18 protein-coding genes are annotated in these 18,259 nt (G+C 72.1%); 6 read left to right on the top strand and 12 right to left on the bottom strand.

The annotated features are described in order from the left end of the window. The first annotated feature begins 126 nt into the window (after positions 1-126). Positions 127-936: a DeoR/GlpR family DNA-binding transcription regulator gene (locus tag AB0L21_RS12075; protein ID WP_365701099.1), complete on the top strand. Its 810-nt coding sequence runs from the start codon at positions 127-129 to the stop codon at positions 934-936. After that, positions 933-1,670, top strand: coding sequence for an HAD-IA family hydrolase (locus AB0L21_RS12070; protein WP_365783672.1), 738 nt, complete (start codon positions 933-935; stop codon positions 1,668-1,670). The genes AB0L21_RS12075 and AB0L21_RS12070 overlap by 4 nt, the downstream gene beginning before the upstream one ends. Before the next feature lie 148 nt (positions 1,671-1,818). On the opposite strand, the gene AB0L21_RS12065 is transcribed toward AB0L21_RS12070, so the two are convergent. From AB0L21_RS12065 to AB0L21_RS12045, 5 genes are all read right to left on the bottom strand, one after another. Beyond that, entirely contained in the window at positions 1,819-2,337 is a 519-nt protein-coding gene (locus AB0L21_RS12065; protein WP_365783669.1) for an alpha/beta fold hydrolase, read from the bottom strand. A gap of 527 nt (positions 2,338-2,864) precedes the next feature. Continuing rightward, on the bottom strand, positions 2,865-3,473 hold the full coding sequence (locus tag AB0L21_RS12060) for a hemerythrin domain-containing protein (protein ID WP_365783667.1): 609 nt from the start codon (positions 3,471-3,473) through the stop codon (positions 2,865-2,867). A gap of 433 nt (positions 3,474-3,906) precedes the next feature. Further along, the gene (locus AB0L21_RS12055) at positions 3,907-4,179 is read right to left on the bottom strand and encodes a cytochrome ubiquinol oxidase subunit I (protein WP_365783664.1); all 273 of its coding nucleotides are present in this window, start codon (positions 4,177-4,179) and stop codon (positions 3,907-3,909) included. After that, positions 4,176-4,370 carry a hypothetical protein gene (locus tag AB0L21_RS12050; RefSeq protein WP_365783662.1) on the bottom strand — a complete coding sequence of 65 codons (195 nt, stop codon included), beginning with the start codon at positions 4,368-4,370 and terminating at the stop codon, positions 4,176-4,178. Before AB0L21_RS12050 ends, AB0L21_RS12055 begins: the two co-directional genes overlap by 4 nt. Positions 4,371-4,559: 189 nt before the next feature. Further along, positions 4,560-4,730, bottom strand: coding sequence for a hypothetical protein (locus tag AB0L21_RS12045; RefSeq protein ID WP_365701116.1), 171 nt, complete (start codon positions 4,728-4,730; stop codon positions 4,560-4,562). A gap of 376 nt (positions 4,731-5,106) precedes the next feature. Between AB0L21_RS12045 and AB0L21_RS12040 the strand changes: the two genes are divergently transcribed. The 4 genes from AB0L21_RS12040 to AB0L21_RS12025 all read left to right on the top strand — a co-directional run bounded on the left by AB0L21_RS12040 (position 5,107) and on the right by AB0L21_RS12025 (position 10,588). Next, the gene (locus AB0L21_RS12040; protein WP_365701354.1) at positions 5,107-6,045 is read left to right on the top strand and encodes a Rieske (2Fe-2S) protein; all 939 of its coding nucleotides are present in this window, start codon (positions 5,107-5,109) and stop codon (positions 6,043-6,045) included. Continuing rightward, the gene (locus AB0L21_RS12035; protein ID WP_365701120.1) at positions 6,029-6,571 is read left to right on the top strand and encodes a DUF1360 domain-containing protein; all 543 of its coding nucleotides are present in this window, start codon (positions 6,029-6,031) and stop codon (positions 6,569-6,571) included. The genes AB0L21_RS12040 and AB0L21_RS12035 overlap by 17 nt, the downstream gene beginning before the upstream one ends. A gap of 642 nt (positions 6,572-7,213) precedes the next feature. Continuing rightward, entirely contained in the window at positions 7,214-9,706 is a 2,493-nt protein-coding gene (locus AB0L21_RS12030; protein ID WP_365783660.1) for a phospholipase D-like domain-containing protein, read from the top strand. Between the two features lie 222 nt (positions 9,707-9,928). Then, positions 9,929-10,588 (top strand): phosphatase PAP2 family protein, encoded by a 660-nt coding sequence (locus tag AB0L21_RS12025; RefSeq protein WP_365701124.1) that lies wholly within the window; start codon positions 9,929-9,931, stop codon positions 10,586-10,588. 7 nt (positions 10,589-10,595) lie between these two features. On the opposite strand, the gene AB0L21_RS12020 is transcribed toward AB0L21_RS12025, so the two are convergent. The 7 genes from AB0L21_RS12020 to AB0L21_RS11990 are packed head-to-tail and all read right to left on the bottom strand — an operon-like array spanning position 10,596 to position 18,259. Then, on the bottom strand, positions 10,596-11,921 hold the full coding sequence (locus AB0L21_RS12020) for a glutamate-1-semialdehyde 2,1-aminomutase (protein WP_365783658.1): 1,326 nt from the start codon (positions 11,919-11,921) through the stop codon (positions 10,596-10,598). 7 nt (positions 11,922-11,928) lie between these two features. After that, entirely contained in the window at positions 11,929-12,480 is a 552-nt protein-coding gene (gene rfbC / locus AB0L21_RS12015; protein ID WP_365701128.1) for a dTDP-4-dehydrorhamnose 3,5-epimerase, read from the bottom strand. Then, entirely contained in the window at positions 12,477-13,715 is a 1,239-nt protein-coding gene (locus AB0L21_RS12010; protein ID WP_365783656.1) for a polysaccharide pyruvyl transferase family protein, read from the bottom strand. Before AB0L21_RS12010 ends, rfbC begins: the two co-directional genes overlap by 4 nt. Beyond that, complete coding sequence (locus AB0L21_RS12005; protein ID WP_365783654.1) at positions 13,712-14,659, bottom strand: glycosyltransferase family 2 protein; 948 nt, start codon at positions 14,657-14,659, stop codon at positions 13,712-13,714. Before AB0L21_RS12005 ends, AB0L21_RS12010 begins: the two co-directional genes overlap by 4 nt. Continuing rightward, positions 14,656-15,966 carry a hypothetical protein gene (locus AB0L21_RS12000; protein ID WP_365701135.1) on the bottom strand — a complete coding sequence of 437 codons (1,311 nt, stop codon included), beginning with the start codon at positions 15,964-15,966 and terminating at the stop codon, positions 14,656-14,658. Before AB0L21_RS12000 ends, AB0L21_RS12005 begins: the two co-directional genes overlap by 4 nt. After that, positions 15,963-17,246: a DUF4910 domain-containing protein gene (locus AB0L21_RS11995; RefSeq protein ID WP_365783652.1), complete on the bottom strand. Its 1,284-nt coding sequence runs from the start codon at positions 17,244-17,246 to the stop codon at positions 15,963-15,965. The genes AB0L21_RS12000 and AB0L21_RS11995 overlap by 4 nt, the downstream gene beginning before the upstream one ends. Further along, positions 17,234-18,259, bottom strand: a complete 1,026-nt coding sequence (locus tag AB0L21_RS11990) for an SDR family oxidoreductase (protein WP_365783650.1) — start codon at positions 18,257-18,259, stop codon at positions 17,234-17,236. Before AB0L21_RS11990 ends, AB0L21_RS11995 begins: the two co-directional genes overlap by 13 nt.

The raw sequence follows: 18,259 nt of genomic DNA, 5'->3' as shown, positions 1-18,259 counted from the left end.
GCGGGGACGCACGTCGTACGCCGCCGCCGCACGAGCGGCCCGAGGACCGCGAGCCGGACGGGCCCCGACCCGCACCGGCCCGTGTGGGAAACTGCGAGACCGGAGCAACCGGGAAGGAGGGGCGTCGTGACCGCCCGTACGCGACTGTCACAGGCGGCCGTCGAGGAGCGGCGCCAGGCCGTGCTGCGGTACGTCGCCGAACACGGCGAGACCCGCATCGACGACCTCGCCCGGCACTTCGACGTCAGCCTGATGACGATGCACCGGGACCTGGACGACCTCACCGCGCGGCATCTGCTGCGCAAGGAGCGCGGGCGGGCCGTCGCGTTCCCCGCCCTCACCATGGAGACGGCCACCCGCTTCCGTGAGAACAGCGCCCTCGCGGCCAAGAACGCGCTGTGCGCGGCCGTCGCCGACCGGATCAGGCCGGGCAGCACCGTGCTCATGGAGGACTCGACCACCCTGTTCCCCCTGGTCCCGGCGCTGGCCGAGGTGAATCAGCTGCACGTCGTCACCAACTCGGTCGGCCTCGCGCAGCGCCTCGGATCCGCCGCCCCCGCGGTGAACGTCACCCTGCTGGGCGGCCACTACCGCGGCGACTTCAACTCCTGCACCGGCCCCACCGTCACCCGCGCCCTGTCCCGGATCCGGGCCGACCTGGCCCTGATGTCCGCCACCGCCGTCCTGGAAGGACGCCTCTTCCACCCCCTGAACGACTACGTCGAGGTGAAGCTGGCCATGCTCGCCTCCGCCGAGCAGGCGCTGCTCCTGGTGGACCACTCCAAGTTCGGCAAGACCGCCACGTACGCGTACGGCACCGTGGCCGACTACCACACAGTCATCACCGACACCGCCACCCCCGACGCGGAAGTCGCGGCCATACGCGACCTCGGGGTCCCCGTCGAGACGGTCGAACCCGAAGGGCCTTCCCTGTGACCCGCACCCTGTTCGAAACCCCGAGCGCCTACCGCCCCAGCGACGCCGAGATGGCCGCGCCGGTGCCCCCGGTCCGCGCCGTCCTGTTCGACTTCAGCAACACGCTCTTCCAGATGATCGACCTGGAGACGTGGCTGCGGCGGGTCGGCTCCGCCACCGGCCGCCTCGCCAGGCTGGACGAGCCCGGCGCAGTGGCCGGAATCTCCGAGCAGTTGCGCGCCGCCTTCCGGCTGCCCTCCGTCGTATCCCTCCAGGAAGGCCGTGACCTCTCTTCCGCACAGCACCGCCGCGCCATGTGGGGATGGTGGGAGCAGGTGGACTTCCTGCGCGGCGCGGAGGAGGCGGCCTACCGGGAGCTCACCGCTCCGGACGCCTGGGTTCCCTATCCCGACACCGAACTGGTCCTGCGTGCCCTGCACCAGCACGGACTGCGCGTCGGCATCGTCAGCGACTTCGCCTGGGACCTGCGCACCCACCTCGCCCACCACGGGCTGGACGCCTTGATCGACACCTGCGTGATCTCCTACGAGCACGGCCGGGAAAAACCCGACCCGCAGCTGTTCCTCAAGGCCTGCGCCGATCTCGGCGCGGACCCCCGCGCCACCCTGATGGTCGGCGACAACCCGGTCCGCGACGGTGGCGCGGCCGCCTGCGGTGTGCGCACCTACATCCTGCCGGCGGAACACCGTACCGGTGAGCGCGGCCTGATGGACGTGCAGCGGCTCGTGATCTGACCGTTGTGGTGCACGAGCGTACGGCAATGGACTTCGGGCAGCCGCGTGTTCGCGGGATGTCAGCGCTCGCACCGCCTGACAGCCCCTCGATGTCGTCCATCGCTTGAACTCGGCGGTTTCCGGATACCGGCCGGCACCGGACCGGTTACTAGGGGTGGCCGGCGAAGAACGCGGTCAGCGCGTCGTTCACCGCGCCCGGGTCCTCCAGATGCCCGTAGTGCCCGCAGTGCGCGATCTCGACGTACCGGCAGCCCTCCACCGCATCGGCCACCTCCCTGCCCAGGTGCGGCGGGGTGACCAGGTCGTCGCCGAACGCGATCACCGCGCACGGGACCCTGATGCCCGCGTAGTCCCGCAGCCGGTCGGGGATGAGCGTGCTCTCCAGCTGGTACCGGTACCCGTCGCTCGTGTCGAGCGGCCCTTCCATGAGGGCGATCCAGTCCTGCGCCCGGGAGTCGTCCGCCAGGGTGGACCTGGACAGGTTCTGCATCGCCCGCAGCACCCCGCGGTGGGCGTCGGAGACGGTGGGCGCGCCGCGGCTCTGCTCGATCTCGGCCGTCACCATCGCCCGGCGCATGGCGTCGGTGCGCCCGCGGGTGGCCATGAAGACGGCCTGGCGCAGCAGTTCGGGACGGCGCAGCGCCAGCTCCTGCGCGTCGGCGCTCACCGGGTTCGTCCGCCGGCACCTGCCCGCCGAGATGGTGCCGCAGCACTACGTCTTCCTCGACCGGATCCCGATGACGGCCCATGGGAAGGTCGATCGGACGGCACTCCTGCGTACTCCCTGACCGCCCGTGCGGGCGGCTCCGCCCCGGCACGGGTCCCGCAAGGCCGGGGTCGCCGACACACCCGGCCGTTCCGAGCCCGCCCGCGCCGGCAGGTATGTTGGCGACCCCCCGGCCGGCTTCGGTCTGCGCGCCGGCAACGTCGTGGGCTGACCGTCGGCACCGCACCACCGGGATCCGATGGGGTTCTGGCTTGATCTTCACGTCCGGTGTCGCATGGTGCGTCGGACTTGATCACTCGGTCTGGTATCCGCCCTACGGGAAGGCGGCCTTCGCCTGAACATGTCGCACCCCGGCGATGACCGAGGCGGCTCGGGCAAGGAACACGGTTCCGGGCGCTCGGTTCCGCTTCGGGTGCTGTGCCGCGACGGCCACGAGGGCGGCGGCGAGCATCCCGGCCAGGCCGCGATCACCTTCCGCGTCGTGAGGCGGAGCCGCCGGTGCCCAGGGCGTCACGCACGCGGTCGTAGACGCTCAGCGGTACGCCCAGCAGGGCGTTCCCGGGAGGCCGCCGGGGGATCACGGGGTGCGGATGCGTCGGGGCGGTCTGTCGTACCGCCGCCCAGGTGGTGCCGAGTGTGCGTAGCCGGGCGGTGTTCATCGCGTCCTGCAACCGGGGGAGGAGGAGGTCTTCCTCGTCCCTGATGTCTTGCCGTATCAGGGCGAAGGCCCGCTGCACCTTGTCCTCACGCCGGGGATCGCCGGCAGGGAGGCGTTCGATGTCCGCGACAAGATCGTTGATCTGCTGATGTTCCTCCTCGACGCGGGCCGTCAGTTCCTCGCCGTCCGGGACGGAGGCTCGTACGGCGGGCCACAGCACCGTCTCTTCCGCGAAGGCATGGCTGAAGACCAGGTGCACCACCTGCTTCAGGATCCGTTCCCGCTGGTGAAGGTCGTCGAGGGTCAGGTACTGGTCCATCAGCCGGTCCATCTCCTCGTGCTCACGGCGTTGCCGCACCAGGATGCTGCTGCTTCCACCGAGCTGTTCGACGGTCTGGTCCTTGATGGTCTTCGACATGGCCGCTCCCGTGCCTGCGCCGGAGACGGGCAGCGACGCTCGCCGGCGCCACCCGGATCTCCACGCCCGCCCGGGTACCCGGACGTAGCCCGGCACAACGCCGAACGACGTCGTGCTCGGTTCGAAGTGGAACATTCCGGGAAGCTGCCGCGGTACCCGTGGCGGCGGAGACGGACCCGAGGAGGGAAACGGTGCCCCGGACCGACGACGAACTGCTCGCCTTCGACACCGGCGACCTGGAGGACCGGGACGAGCAGCGTGCGCGAGCCGCTCTCGGCGGAAGGCAGGGCGCCTGTACCGCAACCACCTGCGGATCGCTCTGCACCTCGACTCCTGGGCGGAGGCCGAGGGCCGCCGCACCGATGTCGACGCACACTACAAAGCGGATACAGCAGGCCCTGCAGGACATGGCCGCGTTCCTCAGACAGACCTGCTACGTGCCCGCGATCACGATGGGAACGCCCATGAGCAGGTGCCTGCGGGGCGCCAGCCGGTCCCAGGCGTAGAGGTAGATGCCGAGGAAGATGGCCTCGATGAAGAAGGCGATGCCCTCCAGCGCGAAGGGCAACCCGATGACCTGGCCGAAGCGACCCATCAGCCCGGGCCGCAGCAGGCCCATCTCGAAGCAGAGGATCGTGCCGGACCCCGCTCCCACGGCGAACGGCACGCCCATGGCCCGCGCCCAGCGTCGCGCCAGCAGTTTCAACGCCGGATGTTCCTGGTGATGCCCAGCCACTCCGTGAGAAGGGTCAGCGCCGGCAGGCCGACCCCGAGGCAGGCCACCACGATGTGCCAGGGCAGCGAGAAGCCCATCTGCGCCCGCGCCGCCGACAGGTCGCCCTCCGTCGCGGCGCGCGCCAGGACCAGGACGGGATACGAGCCAGGGGCAACAGTCATGTCGTTCACAACCACTCTCCCGTGCGCCCGAAGACCGTCACCCCAGGCCGCCCCGCATCATCGGCACCGGCCCGCGGCCACCCCGGGGTAACCCGCACGTGTCATGGCGAACCGGCCAGGGCATCAGCGGCTCGCTGCGCGCATTGCCGCCCCAGGCCGGTCATGGGCTGTTCCTGGGATGAACGGGTGTCAGCCCGGGCTCTCCTCGGACTCCGCTCGTTCCTTCAGGGTGTCGGTGGTGGTCTCGCCGGATGTGTCGGGCTCGGGGTGTCCTTCCTCCTCCGGGTGGACGTCCCGCTCGTCCGTCTCCTGCTCCAAAGGCGACGTGGGCTCGCGCTTTGCTTCTCCGGAACTGCTCATGGCTGCCTCCCTCGGGGCGCCGCTCTGGACATATCGGACGGATCCCCCGGTACGGCCGTGTGAAACGAGCCCCGGAGAGGCTGGGCTGAAGGCCGCGTGCTGCTTCGCCGATGGGGTCACCGAGCGCTACATCCCCATGCTGCTGGACCGGCTCGCGGCCGGGAGCTGCGCACCGCCCACCTGGCCACCCACACCGTGCCCCTGGACGAGGCGCCGCGGGCCTACGAGATGTTCAAGGAGAAGGCGGACGGCTGTGTACGGGCCGTCATCCGGCCGGGCGGCCGACCGTGGTCCAGCCCGGGCGCACCTGCTCCGTTTGCCGTCCGCGCAGAGGGGGACCCAGCCGACCATGAGGATGACGTCAGGCCGCCCCCGGATGCGGCAGAGCCGGGTCCTGTGGCTGCTGGACCGCCTGGAGCGGGAGCCCAGGGCCGATGCGGTGATCGACGCGGTTCGCAAGGCGGTACGGGCCCTGCCGCTCGGCGACGGGCGGGACCTCCTGCACGGCAGGTGGCTGGGGCACCCGGTGCATCCGCTGATGGTGCAGGTACCGATCGGAAGCTGGCTGTCGGCGGCGGTACTGGACCTGTACCCCGGCCGCTCCCGCGAGGCGGGTCTGCTGGTCGGTGTCGGCCTGGCCTCCGCCGCTCCCGCGGCCCTGGCGGGCTGGGTCGACTGGGCGGAGCTGCACCGCCAGCAGCAGCGTGTCGGACTGGTGCACGCCCTGGCCAACTCGACGGCCGTCGGCCTGTACGCCGCCTCGCTCACCTGCCGGGTCAAGGGGCGGCACGCAGCAGGCCGGGCCTACGGCTTCCTGGGGCTGACGGCGGTCGCGCTCGGCGGCATGCTGGGCGGCCACCTGGCCTACCGCCAGGCATCCGGCGCCAACCACGCCGAAGAGGTCCCGCACGTCGTGACCCGGGGCTGGCACCGGATCGGAGCCGTGGCGGACTTCCCGGTCGACCGGCCCGTGCGGCGCAGCGTGGACGACGTCCCGGTCCTGGTCGTCCGGGAGTCCGGAGGGGCGATCCACGCCCTGGCCGAGCGGTGCAGCCACCTCGCCGGGCCGCTCTCCGAAGGCACGGTCAGCGACGGATGCGTCCAGTGCCCGTGGCACGGCAGTGTCTTCCGGCTCTCGGACGGCTGGAACGTCCGCGGCCCGGCCACCGCACCCCAGCCGTCCTTCGACACCCGGATCGTCGACGGCCACGTCGAGGTACGCCTGCGGCGACAGGACCCGGACGGGCAGGCGCCGGACGCGTTCGAAGCGGGGCAGCGACACACGGAAGCGGGAGCCCATGGACACGGCAGCTGACGGCCGCCTCGCACGACGTCTGCACGGGCTGCTGCAGCGGACCGGAAGGGAGTACGCGGCGGGGCACGACCGACCGCTGGGCGGCTACCTCGCGGCCATGGCGGGCTTCGCCACGTACACGACGGCCTGGGCCACCGCTGTACGGCTCCTCGGCCGGCCGCTGCCCGACCGGCCCGAGCCGTGGGACGTGGTCTTGACCTCGGTCGCCACGTTCCGGCTCAGCCGGCTGCTGACCAAGGCATCGGTCACCAGCCCGCTGCGCGCTCCCTTCACCCGGTACGTCGCCCCGCAGGGCCCCGCCGAACTGCACGAGGAGGCCCAGCCCGAGGACGGCAAGCACACCGTCGGAGAACTGGCGACCTGTCCCTTCTGCATGAGCGTCTGGGTGGCCTCCACCCTGACCGCCGGCCAGCTGCTCTGGCCGCGCGCGACACGCACCGCCATGGGCGCGCTCGCCGCTCTGGCCGGGGCGGACACGCTGCAGCTGGCGTACAGCGCGCTGATCGAGAAGGCAACCGGTGAGTGACCCGGCAGCGGAACGCGGTGGGCGTGTAGTCCTGGGCCGTGACGTCACCCCGTAGGACGCGTGGCCTGGGCCAGGCTGTGACGGCCGCGTTAGATCAGTGCGGAGCAGGAGAGCCGGGCGGCGTTCGGTGCTGTGCGGCAGCCCGTCGGACGCCAGGCCCACGCTGGTGGTGACACGGTCCTGGGAAATGCGCCGGCCCAGGACGTGAGGGAAGACGTCTCGTCTGCCGCCACCACTCCGCCTCCGGACAGCGCGCACACGTCATCGAGTTCCTCGTCGGGCCCGCGGTCGTCGCCCGCCCGGGGCGTGTGGAGGGGAACAGATCCACGGTGGCCAAGCCCCGCCGCGCGCCCGGGTCATGACGAGCACGACGCCATGTTCGGCCGGGAGTACCGCGCCCGGTTTTGAGGGCGAGCGCCCCGACCCCGCGAGGACCGGCACCGCGGCGACGCCCTGCTCTCGCTCGTCGGCAACCTGGTGGAGGACTACGGGAACCGGTGACCTCCCCGTTGGCAGGCTCCGCTGTTCCGTCACCCTCCCAGGTGTCAGCGTGCGCGGACGCCTCGGCCGTCGGTCAAGAACGCGAATGAGCGCACCATAGGATGGCTCGCACCCAACTCGCTTGTGAACCAAAGGAAACAGATGGGTAGACAGATACGGCGCTTGGCGGCAGTCGCCGCCCCCCTCGCGCTCGGTGCGGCACTGCTCGCCCCGGCCACCGCTCACGCGGAGACCGTCGTCTCCGGAAACTACACAGCGGTGTTCAACTACCCCACGCCCACGACCTACGACTCCTCGATCAACACCTCGGTCGGTGACCTGATCGATCTCGCGGCGCCCAACTCGACGCTGTACATGGGCATGTACTGGTTCAACAGCTCGGCTCTGCGGGCGAAGCTCTCCGCCGCCCAGAGCCGCGGCGTGACGCTGCGCATCATCTCGGAGTCGGCGAACCGGGGCAGCAGCGACCTGGACAGTCTGACGCTGACGGGCAACTCCAGCCTCACCTGGTGCTCCCGGGGCTGCCTGGGCAACGGCTCGGGCGACACGAACGCGATCGACCACGACAAGTACATCGTGTTCGACGCGCTCACCGACGGACGCAAGAACGTCGTCTGGCAGAGCTCGCAGAACCTCGCCGGCGGCCAGGACGGCGAGATCAACAACGCGGTCGTCGTGTCCGGCAACGCGACCCTCGCCTCCCGGTACCGCGCGCACTTCAACGACCAGATCAGGCATGCCGGCGACAGCCTGCACACGACGTACGACTACACCACGGGCGACCCGAGCTCTCCCGTCGAGGCGTTCTTCTTCCCCCGTGACACCGCCTCGGACGCCACCCACTACGGCAACGCCGACATCCTCGCCTCGTTCATCGACAAGGTCGACTGCTCGATCGACGGAAAGATCAGGATCTCGGCGGCCGAGCTGGACCAGCGGACCACCCGCCCGGCCGTCTACGACGCCCTGCAGGCGAAGCGGTCCCAGGGGTGCAGCGTCGACGCGAACGTCCGCGACCTCAGCAACGGCGGCGGCAACGACGGCGTCAACGACCTGACCGCCCTCGACATCGCGGCCTACGGCAACCGGCCCGGCGGGTGCCGCTACAAGTCCTCGGCGACCGCCTCCTGCAACCACGGCACCACCCACTCCAAGTACCTGCTGACGGAGTGGACGAAGGCCGACGGCACCAAGGTCCAGCACGTGTACACGGGCTCGCACAACTGGACCGCGGGCTCGCTGAAGACGAACGACGAGACGCTGCTGCGCATCGACGACCCGACGGTCTACCAGGCCTACGTCGCCAACTTCAACAAGGTGCGCTCGGGTGCGGTCGACATCGACGCCTCGAAGTACGGCTCGACGTCCCAGCACTACTCGCGGGTCAACGCGCAGGCCGACGGCGACCAGCACTACAGCGCCATCGCCTCCGGCGGCACCTCGTCCGTCTACACCGCGGTGGTGTACGAGCAGGGCGACCGGCACGACTCCTCGGACACCGAGCTGGGCACCGACGTGTACATCCGCATGTACAAGGACGGCGTCGCGCTGTGGAACGAGAAGCTGCTGAGCAACAGCGGCACCGCCGGCAACACGACCTGGTCGCACCAGAAGCCCGACGTCGGCGTGGACGACCAGGGCAACGCGATCGTCGCGTGGGCCAAGGACGACGACGGCAACAAGTTCGCCGACATCGCCGTGGTCAAGGTGGCCCCCGACGGCACGGTGACCCCCCTGCCGCGCCCGCACGCCTCCGGTAACGGGGACCAGCTGCGGCCGACGGTCGCGGTGGCCGGCGACGGCTCCTACACCGTCGCGTGGGAGAGCACGGCCGACGGCTCCACGCTCAACCAGGTCTACGCGAGCAGCTGGTCCGGGGCCGGAACGCTGCGCTACCAGGACGTCCAGGTCAGCACGATCAACTCGGGTGCGTCCGGGTCGAACCGCCGCCCCGACGCGGCGATCGACGACGCCGGGAACACCGCGGTCGTCTGGGAGGAGGACGCGGACGGCAACGGCGGCCTCAACATCGGTCTGGCGAAGCTGAACACCTCGGGCGGCTTCGCGGTGGCCCGGAAGGTGGCCAACTCCCTCACCGACGGGCAGCAGACCGTTCCCGCGGTGGCGTCGGCGGGCGACGGCCGGTTCGTCGTGGCGTGGACGGACGAGTACACCACGGGCACCGGCACGCTGGTGCGCCCGCAGCGGATCTACGACCGTGTCTTCTCCGCGACCGGCGGCGCCGCGGCGGCCGAGCAGCGGACCACCGAGGACGGCACCAGCAGCGGCCCGTACGTCGACGGCCAGCGGCCGATCTCCGACCAGGACGTCGCCGATGTCGCGGTCGCCGACGACGGCAGCTTCGTGGTCGCGTGGAAGGAGGCCTTCGACGTGAACATCGGCGGGACCGTGTACGCGGGCAAGGACGACGTGTGGGCGCGCGGCTTCAACGCGGACGGCACGACGACCGGCAGGCTCCCCGCCTACCGGATGAACGTGGTGACCGGCGGCGGCCAGGGCGGCCCGGCCGTGACCCTGGCCTCGACCGGCCGGCTGGCGCTGACGTACTCGGACGACTACGACGGCAACGGCTTCAACGAGATGCGGCTGCGGGACGCGTTCAGCAACTCCTGAGTCTCGGGGAGTGCCCTCACTCCTGAGTCCCGCACAGTCTGAACGCCCAAGGGCGGCGCCCCTGGAAGGGGTGCCGCCCTTGGTACTGCGCGGTTAGGGTGGCTGGTGGCTCCCGCGCGGGCCGGGTCGGACACGACGGGGGGGGGCTCGTTGGTGGAGGGTTGGCGCCCGCAGAAGCCGAAGGCGCAAGCCGAGGTACCGACGGGACACACAGGCCGTGGCGTGCCCCCGTCGCTGCGCGGGTGGCTCGGGCCGACCGCGGCCCTCGCCGCGCTGGTGGTCGTCGTGCTCGGGGTCCTGTACGCCGGCCAGGGTGAGCCCGGGGCGGTGGACAGGTGGATCATCCAGCCGACGGCGGACGGCGTGCGGCCGCCCTGGCGGTACGTCGCTCTGGCCGTGGACTTCCTGGGGGAGCCCGCAGGAGCGGCGACGCTGGTCGTGGCCGTCGTGACGGGGTGCCTGCTGCTTCGGTGGCCTCGGGCGGCGGTGCTCGTCGTCGCCGGCGCCGGCACGACCGTGGGGACGGCGACGCTGCTCAAGCACCTGGTGGGACGCACCATCCACGGCGACGACAACCTGTCCTACCCGAGCGGGCACACCGCCTTCGCCACCGCGCTCGCCTTCGCGGTGGCGCTGCTCGCGGCCGGCCGGCTCGGCCTCGGCAGGACGGCCGGCACGTCACTCGTGCTCGCCGCGACGCTGGTGGCCGGCGCCGCCATGGGCTGGGCGGAGGTCGCCCTGGGCGCGCACTACCCGACCGACGCCCTCGGCGGCTGGTGCACCGCCCTGGCGGTGACACCGGCGACCGCGTGGCTGGTCGACCGGATGGCCGACCGGCCGGCCGGGCGGACGGCCGACGCCGGCCGACGGGAACGTCACTGACGTCACGTCAGGCTGAGCGGCGGAACACGGGCTTCACCGGCCGTCCGGCCAGCCAGGGGGTGGGGTCGCCGGCGTCCAGTGCCTTCCGGTACACCGCGCATGCCTGGGCCACCACGTCGACGGTGTGGTCGATGTCGGCGTCGCCGAGCGCGCTGCTCACCACGAACGACGGGGCCAGCACCCCGCCCGCGAGGAGCCGGCGCAGGAACAGGGTGCGGTACTGCTGCGACGGCTGCCCCTTCTCGTCGAGGGTGGCGAAGACCAGGTTGCTGGCCCGGCCCCGGACGACGACGTGGTCGCCGACGCCCATGGTGGCCGCGGCGTCGCGGACACCGGCGGCCAACCGCTCGCCGAGGGTGTGCAGCCGCGCGGTGACGCCCTCTTCGACGTACGTGGTGAGCACGGCCATCGCCGCTGCCAGGGAGTGCGTTTCCGCACCGTGCGTGGTGGACAGCAGGAACACCCGGTCGCCGGAGTGACGCAGCCCGCCGCGCTCCATCAGCTCGCGGCGCCCGGCCAGCGCCGAGACGGCGAATCCGTTGCCCAGCGCCTTGCCGAACGTGGAGAGGTCGGGGACGACGCCGTACAGGCCCTGGGCGCCCGCCTCGGACCAGCGCAGGCCGGTGATCATCTCGTCGAAGATCAGTACGCAGCCGTGCCGGTCGGCCAGCTCCCGCAGCCCGGCGAGGTACCCGGGCGGCGGTTCGGTGTGGGTGGCGGGTTCGAGGATCAGGCAGGCGACCTCGCCCTGGTACCGGGTGAGCAGCTCCTGGGTGGCGGCCAGGTCCCCGTAGGGGAACGTCACGGTGAGTTCGTCGGTCGCCGCCGGGATGCCGGCGGACATCGGCGTGGTGCCGATGAACCAGTCGTCGACGGAGAAGAACGGATGGTCGGCGCAGAGGGCCACCCGCGGGCGCCCGGTGACGGCGCGGGCGAGGCGCACCGCGGCGGTGGTGACGTCGGAGCCGTTCTTCGCGAACTTCACCATCTCGGCGGTCGGCACCGTCGCCAGGAAGCGTTCGGCGGCCTCGACCTCCACGATGGACGGCCGGACGAAGTTGCTGCCGCGGTCGAGTTCCCGCCGCACCGCCTCGATCACGCGTGGGTGGGCGTGGCCGAGGCTGACCGACCGGAGGCCGGAGCCGTACTCGATGTAGCGGTTGCCGTCGATGTCCCACACGTGGGCACCGCGGCCGTGGCTGATGACGGGGGCCAGGTTCTCGGGGTACTGGTCGTCGCCCTTGGCGTAGGTGTGCGCGCCCCCGGGGATCATGGCGTGCAGCCGCTCGTTCGCCGCCTGCGACCGGGGCAGGAGGAACTCTTCGGTGTCCAAGCCGACTTCACCCTTCCTTGTGCTTCAGGACCTCGGCGAGGCTCGGCGCCTCCCGGTCGCGCTGGGACATCGATGTGGCCGGCAGCGGCCACGGAATGGCGAGCTCCGGGTCGTCGAAGGCGATCGTCACGTCCTCGGCCGGATCGTGCGGGCGGTCGATCCGGTACGCGGTGTCAGCCGTTTCGGTGAGCGCCTGGAAGCCGTGCGCGCACCCCGCCGGGACGTACACGGTCACCTGCGTCTCGCCGGACAGTTCGAAGAAGGCACGGCCCAGGTACGTCGGCGAGTCCGGGCGCAGGTCCACGACGACGTCGAAGATCCTCCCGTACGAGCACCGCACCAGCTTGGCCTCGCCGGCGCCGGAGCGCAGGTGCAGGCCGCGCAGCACGCCCCGGACCGAGCGGGACACGCTGTCCTGGACGAAGGCGTTCGGGTCGAGGCCCACCGAGCGGACCACGTCGGCGTCGAAGGTGCGGCAGAAGAAGCCGCGTTCGTCGGCGTAGGGCGCCGGCTCGAACAGGTACGCGCCGGCGATCTCCGGGACTTGGGTCGCTTTCATGGAGCCTCCTGCCGGGCGGGGGTGCGGGCGTGGCCGGTGGCCGGAAACAGGGCCGCGGTCAACTCGGTGAACTGGAACTCCAGTTGCCGGACGGCGGCCAGGTTCCGTTCGGCGAGGGTCCGCCGCAGCTCCGCCGATCGCTTCTCCAGCTCCCGGAACTGCCGGAGCAGCCGGTCGGCGTCGAGTTCGCGCGCCGGGTGGCAGTACGCGCCGAGGCCCATCCGGTCCATGAGCGCCTCGCTCTTCGCCGCATAGGTGACGGCGAGCGTCGGCGTCCCGGTCTTCAGCGCGCAGATCAGGTTGTGGTAGCGGATCGCCACCACGGTGTCGGCAGCCGCCATCTCCTTCATCAGGTCGGCCAGTGAGGACGGTTCGGCAGCGGTGACCAGCGGCGAGTCCACCGCGTCGAGGATCGCGGCGACCACCGACGCATCGCAGTCGTCGCCGGTGAGCAGCCGGACCGGTCTGCCGTCGTCCGCCAGCGCGCGGACGAACCGGATCGTCCCGTCCAGGTAGCGCCGGTGGATCTCCTCGGCCCGGGCGCGGTCGTCGTTGCCGCCGTGGAAGTCCATGACGCCGACACAGACGGGGCCCGGCGAGCTCAGGGCCTGTTCCGAGGGCGCGTTCGCCCCCGGCGTCGGCAGGGCGAACGCGAGGTCCGGGTAGACCTCGTCGCGGGCGGTGTCCACGCCCATCGCCCGCATCGCGTCGCGGGACTGGGCGTCCCGGTACGACCGGTACGCGGCCAGCCGCGCCGACCAGCGCACCAGGGCCCGGGTCGGCCTCTCGCCGATCTCGGCGGCGCCGACGCTGACCAGCGCGACCCGGGTGCCCAGCAGCCGGCCGGTCGCGCAGAGCAGGAAGAGCGAGTACGGCAAGCCCCACGGCCGCAGCGGCAGCGTGGCCTCCAGGACGCCCATGCCCGGCACGATCACCACGTCGTGCCGGCGCACCCAGGCGGCGGTGCGGAAGGCGTCGACGAGTTTGCCCAGGCCCTTCCCCGCGATGGCGCCCGCACGCGACGCGGTCCGGTACTCCCCGCGGTACCAGTGCAGCCGCGTCGCGGGGATCCCGAACCGGGCCGTGACGGCCTCGGGTCCGCCGCACAGCGCGTCCACGGCCGCCTCCGGGTGCTCGGCGCGGAGGTATCCGAGCACGGCCTCCAGCGAACCGTCGTTGCCCAGGTTGCCGGAGCCGAGCAGGCCGAACACCCCGACGCGTGGCGCGGTCTTCATGCCCGCCTCCCCTCACGGCCGGCGACGAGCGCGTCGACCGAGACGGTGAGCCTGGCCGGGTCGACGGGGGCGCGGTCCTCGACCCTTTCGCCGGCGCCCGGACGGGCCCGGCTGGCCATCCACGCGGCCAGGTGGCGGTAGCAGGCGCGCCGGTCGGCCGGGGACAACGGCGCCCGCCGGATCGCCGAGACGAAGCCCCAGACGTACTCGGTCAGCAGCCGCGGCGTCGGGTGCAGCGGGCCGGCCCGGCGCGGGTCCAGGTTGACGCAGCGGGCACGCTTGCCGGGGTTCGCCCGCTCGGCGCGGGTGGGGTGGTCGCGGCGGAAGTACAGCAGCTGAGGCACCTGGTGGAAAGGCCCGCGCAGGCCGATCTCGGCGACGAACGTACGGTCCGCGTGATGGTAGCTGTCCATCGGCTTCACCCGGCGCAGCACGTCGGCCCGGATCACCCCGTAGAAGTCGTCGCCGCCGGGCTCGAACAGCATGCTGCGGAAGCGCTCCGGGGCGTGCGGGGAGCCGGTGGCGAGCGTGTACTCGTACGGGACCTTCACCCGGCCGTCGCCGTCGATGACCGCCTGGTCGGCGTGCGCGAGGATCACGTCCGGCCGCTCGTCCAGCGCTTCCACGCAGCGCCGCAGCAGGTCCCGGGCGTACAGGTCGTCGTGCGAGGCCCACTTGAAGAGCTCGCCGCGGCACTGGGTGAACACGTAGTTGTGGTTCGGCGTGGCGCCGACGTTCCGGGGCAGGCGGATGTACCGGATGCGGGAGTCCTGCGCGGCGTACGTGCGGCAGATGTCCTCGGTCCCGTCGGTCGAGGCGTTGTCGGAGATGACCAGCTCGAAGTCCTCGTAGGTCTGGCCGAGCAGGGCGTCGAGCGACTCGGCCAGGTACTCCTCGCCGTTGTACACGGGCAGGCCGATGCTCAGCCTGGGATGGGCGGTCATGGCGTCCTCACTTCGCGGATGGTGTCTTGATGGTGCTCGCGCAGGGCGGACCGCAACTGCAGCCACCACACGGCCGAGCCGCTGACGGTCGCGGCGGCGACGCCCCAGGCCGAGCCGACCGTGCCCGCGACGGCCGCCCCGCCGAGCCCCGCGCCGGCATAGCAGGCGGAGGCGAACAGTTGGGAGCGCAGGCTGCGCCGGGCCGCGCCGAGCGCGCGCAGCCCGGCCGCGGCGCCGGTGCCGAGGCCGGCGCCCGCCACGCCGAGGGTGACCGGCACGACGAGCTGCGCGGCGGAGTGCCAGACGCCGCCGAGCACGAGTTCACCGAGCCGGTCCGGCATCAGCAGCAGCGCCCCGCCCCAGAGCAGCGCGCCGGCGGCCTGCCCGCCGCCCAGCAGGAGGCAGAACGTGCCGAGCCGGTGCGGGGCCTGCCGCAGCACCCGGGCCGCCTCCGGGACGGTGACCAGCGAAAGCCCCATCAGCACGGCGAGGAACGGGCCGAGCAGGAGCTCGGCACCCCGCACCGCACCCACCGCACCGACGCCGACGATCGCCCCGAGCCCGTACGCCCGCACCTGGCTCGCGCCGCTGAGGCTGACGTTCTCCACCAGGTACCGGTAGCCGAGGTCGCGGTGCTCGCGAAGCCACTCGCGTACTCCGCTCACCTCGGGGCGGATACCGGACTGGAAGCAGCCGTACGCGGCGGCCACCGCGGCGGAGGCCCCCCAGGCGAGCACGAACGCGGCCACGCTGCCCACGTGGGCCGCCACGACCATGGCCGGGACGAGCGCGACGCACCACACGAGGTCGTTGACGAAGGCCTTACGGCCGGTGCCGGCGGCGAAGAACGAGAACCGCCAGGCGTCCTGCAGCAGCAGCCCCGGCAGCAGGACGCCGAGGCAGGCGAACGCGGGCCCCACACGGCCGCCGAGCCCGAGCCCGGCCACCAGACACACCGCACCGATGGCGGCGCCCACGCCGAGCGCGGTGCCCGACGACCGGGCTGCCGCCCCGCGCCAGGACGCGTCCGGCACGCCGCTGAAACGCACCACGAGAGGGTCGGTGGCGAGGCCGCGGGAGACGTTGAGCACCACGCCGTAGGTCACCCAGGCGAGGCTGAACACGCCGAACGCGGTCACCCCCAGCGAGCGGGCCACGTAGATCCCCACCGCGAAATTGCTGATGCTGGAGGCCGCCTGGTCGGCGAGCCCCCAGGACAGCCGGCCGGCGACGGCCCGCCTGGCGGTCCGCCGGGCGTGTCTGGCCGCCGGTGTCGTCTTCTCCCCCTCGGTGGTCACCGGCGTCATGCCTTGATCAGTCCGGCGCCGTGCAGGGCGTCGCCCGCGGCGGCGACGGTGTCGAAGGGCAGCCCGGACCGCTCGGCGACGTCGAGCAGACTGTGCTCGCCGTCGGAGAGGCTGAGCACCCAGAGCATGGCCATCTGGGCCTGCTTGGTGTCGCTCCGGCCGCCGAGCGCGTCGTACAACCCGCGTCGGCCCAACTGCGGTTCGCCGTAAGGGCTCAGGTTGACGTACTGCCGGTTGCCGTCCAGGACGGCGAACGCCTCGCGGCAGACGGCGAGCGTGTCGGCCATCGCCTCCGGGGAGACGAAGTCCAGGTTGTCCGCCGAGGTGTGGTACTCGGGATAGCCCGCGTAGGGGGTCCGGGTGAGCGAGCCCACGCCGAGGTCGAACCCGGGCGAGCAGTACTGTCGCTCGTCGTAGCCGTACGGCGTGAACCCGGTGACGCGGTGCGGGCGTTCGGAGGCGGCCAGCACGTGCCGCATCACCCGGTCGATCTCCGCGTCGCCCCGCCGGCTCTGCTTGTACGTCAGCTGACCCGCGTCGCCGGCGCACGCCAGCACCAGACCGTGCTTGACCCGGTCCACCCGCTCCGCGTTGCGGGCCAGCCATGTGATCGCCCCGATGGTGCCGGGCGCGAAGACGAACCGGTAGGTGTAGTACGGCCTCTGCCGGGCCAGCGCCCGGGCCAGGAACGTCGCCACCGCGACGCCGGCCAGGTTGTCGTTGGCCAGCGACGGGTGGCAGACGTGGCAGGAGACGATCACCTCGTCGGGGACCTGCCCGGGGACGACGTGCTCGGCGTAGGTGAGGTGGCCGTCCGCGAGGGTGGAGTCGATGCGCACCTCGTAGTCGCCGTCGGGCATCGCGTCCAGGGTCTCCTGGGCCAGGCAGAACCCCCAGTCCGGCTTGTAGTAACTGGTCCGGTACGGCACCCAAGTCGGCTGCTCCGGCAGGGTGTGCAGGTGCGCGCGCAGCTCGGACAGGGGCATGGTCGCCGACACCGGCACGCTGTAGCCGAGCACGTGCAGGCTGGACGCGGCGAAGTCGACGACCCGGTTCCCGGCGGTGTCGGCGATGTACGCGTCGCGGATGTTCCACTCCTGCGGCACGGTCCAGTCGAGCACCTGCGTGCCGGTCGGCACCTCGTGCCTCTGGAGCGGAATGTACTCCCCGACGATGTCCAAGGTGGCGCGCACACCGTCGCCGGTGATGCTCCGGCACAGCGGGTACATCCGCTCCACCAGCGTGTACATCTCCTCACCGATCCCGGTCACGGGCGCCACCGCAGGGTGTCGTCGACGGCGCCGGACCCGGACGCCGCGCGCAGCACGGCGAGGCGGGTGAAGCGTCGCTCGAAGTCCTCCCGGGTCAGCCCGAACTCGCGGTAGACATCGGCGAGTTCGAGCGCGCCCTGCTTCACCGTCCACTCGCAGTCGAAGCCGGGCACCGCGGCGCGGAAGCGGGAGAAGTCCACCCGGTACGACCGTGGATCGGCCCCGGTCTCCCCGGTGATCACCACCTTCGCCCCGGACACCGCCTCGGCGACCTGCCCGGCGATCTCGGCGACCGTGACGTTGTTGGTCTCGCTGCCGATGTTGAACGCCCGGTCGTGCACCGCTTCCCGCGGCGCGCTCAGCGCGGCCGTGAAGGCCCGTGCGATGTCGGCGGCGTGCACCAGCGGGCGCCAGGGGGTGCCGTCGGAGAGCACGAGGACCTCGCCGGACAGGAGCGCGTGGCCCACCAGGTTGTTGAGCACGATGTCGGCGCGCAGCCGGGGCGAGTAGCCGAAGGCGGTGGCGTTGCGCATGTACACCGGGGTGAAGTCGCCGTCGGCCAGGGCGTGCAGGTCGTCCTCCACCCGCACCTTGGACTCCGCGTACGGCGTCACCGGGCGCAGCGGGGCGTCCTCGGCGACCAGGTCGTCGCCGCCGGCGGCGCCGTAGACCGAGCAGGTCGACGCGTACAGGAAGCGCCGCACCCCGGCGTCGCGGGCCAGCCGGGCCAGCCGTACGGACGCGTGGTGGTTGATGTCGTAGGTGAGCTCCGGCGCCAGCGATCCCAGCGGGTCGTTGGAGAGCGCGGCCAGGTGGATCACGGCGTCCACCCCGGCCAGGTGGCCGGCCGTGACGTCGCGCAGGTCCACCCGGTGCCCCGGCGGATCGGCGGGCGCCGGGCCGAGGACGCAGTCGGCGAACAGGCCGGCGTCGAGGCCGACGACTTCGTGTCCGGCGGCCGTGAGGACCGGGGCCATGACGGTGCCCAGGTAGCCCTGGTGTCCGGTGAGCAGTACGCGCAA

This window comes from Streptomyces sp. NPDC052721, assembly GCF_040678315.1.
Lineage (GTDB): Bacteria > Actinomycetota > Actinomycetes > Streptomycetales > Streptomycetaceae > Streptomyces.
Note: the sequence above shows the minus strand (reverse complement) of the source record. Positions and strands in the feature narration are given on the sequence as shown.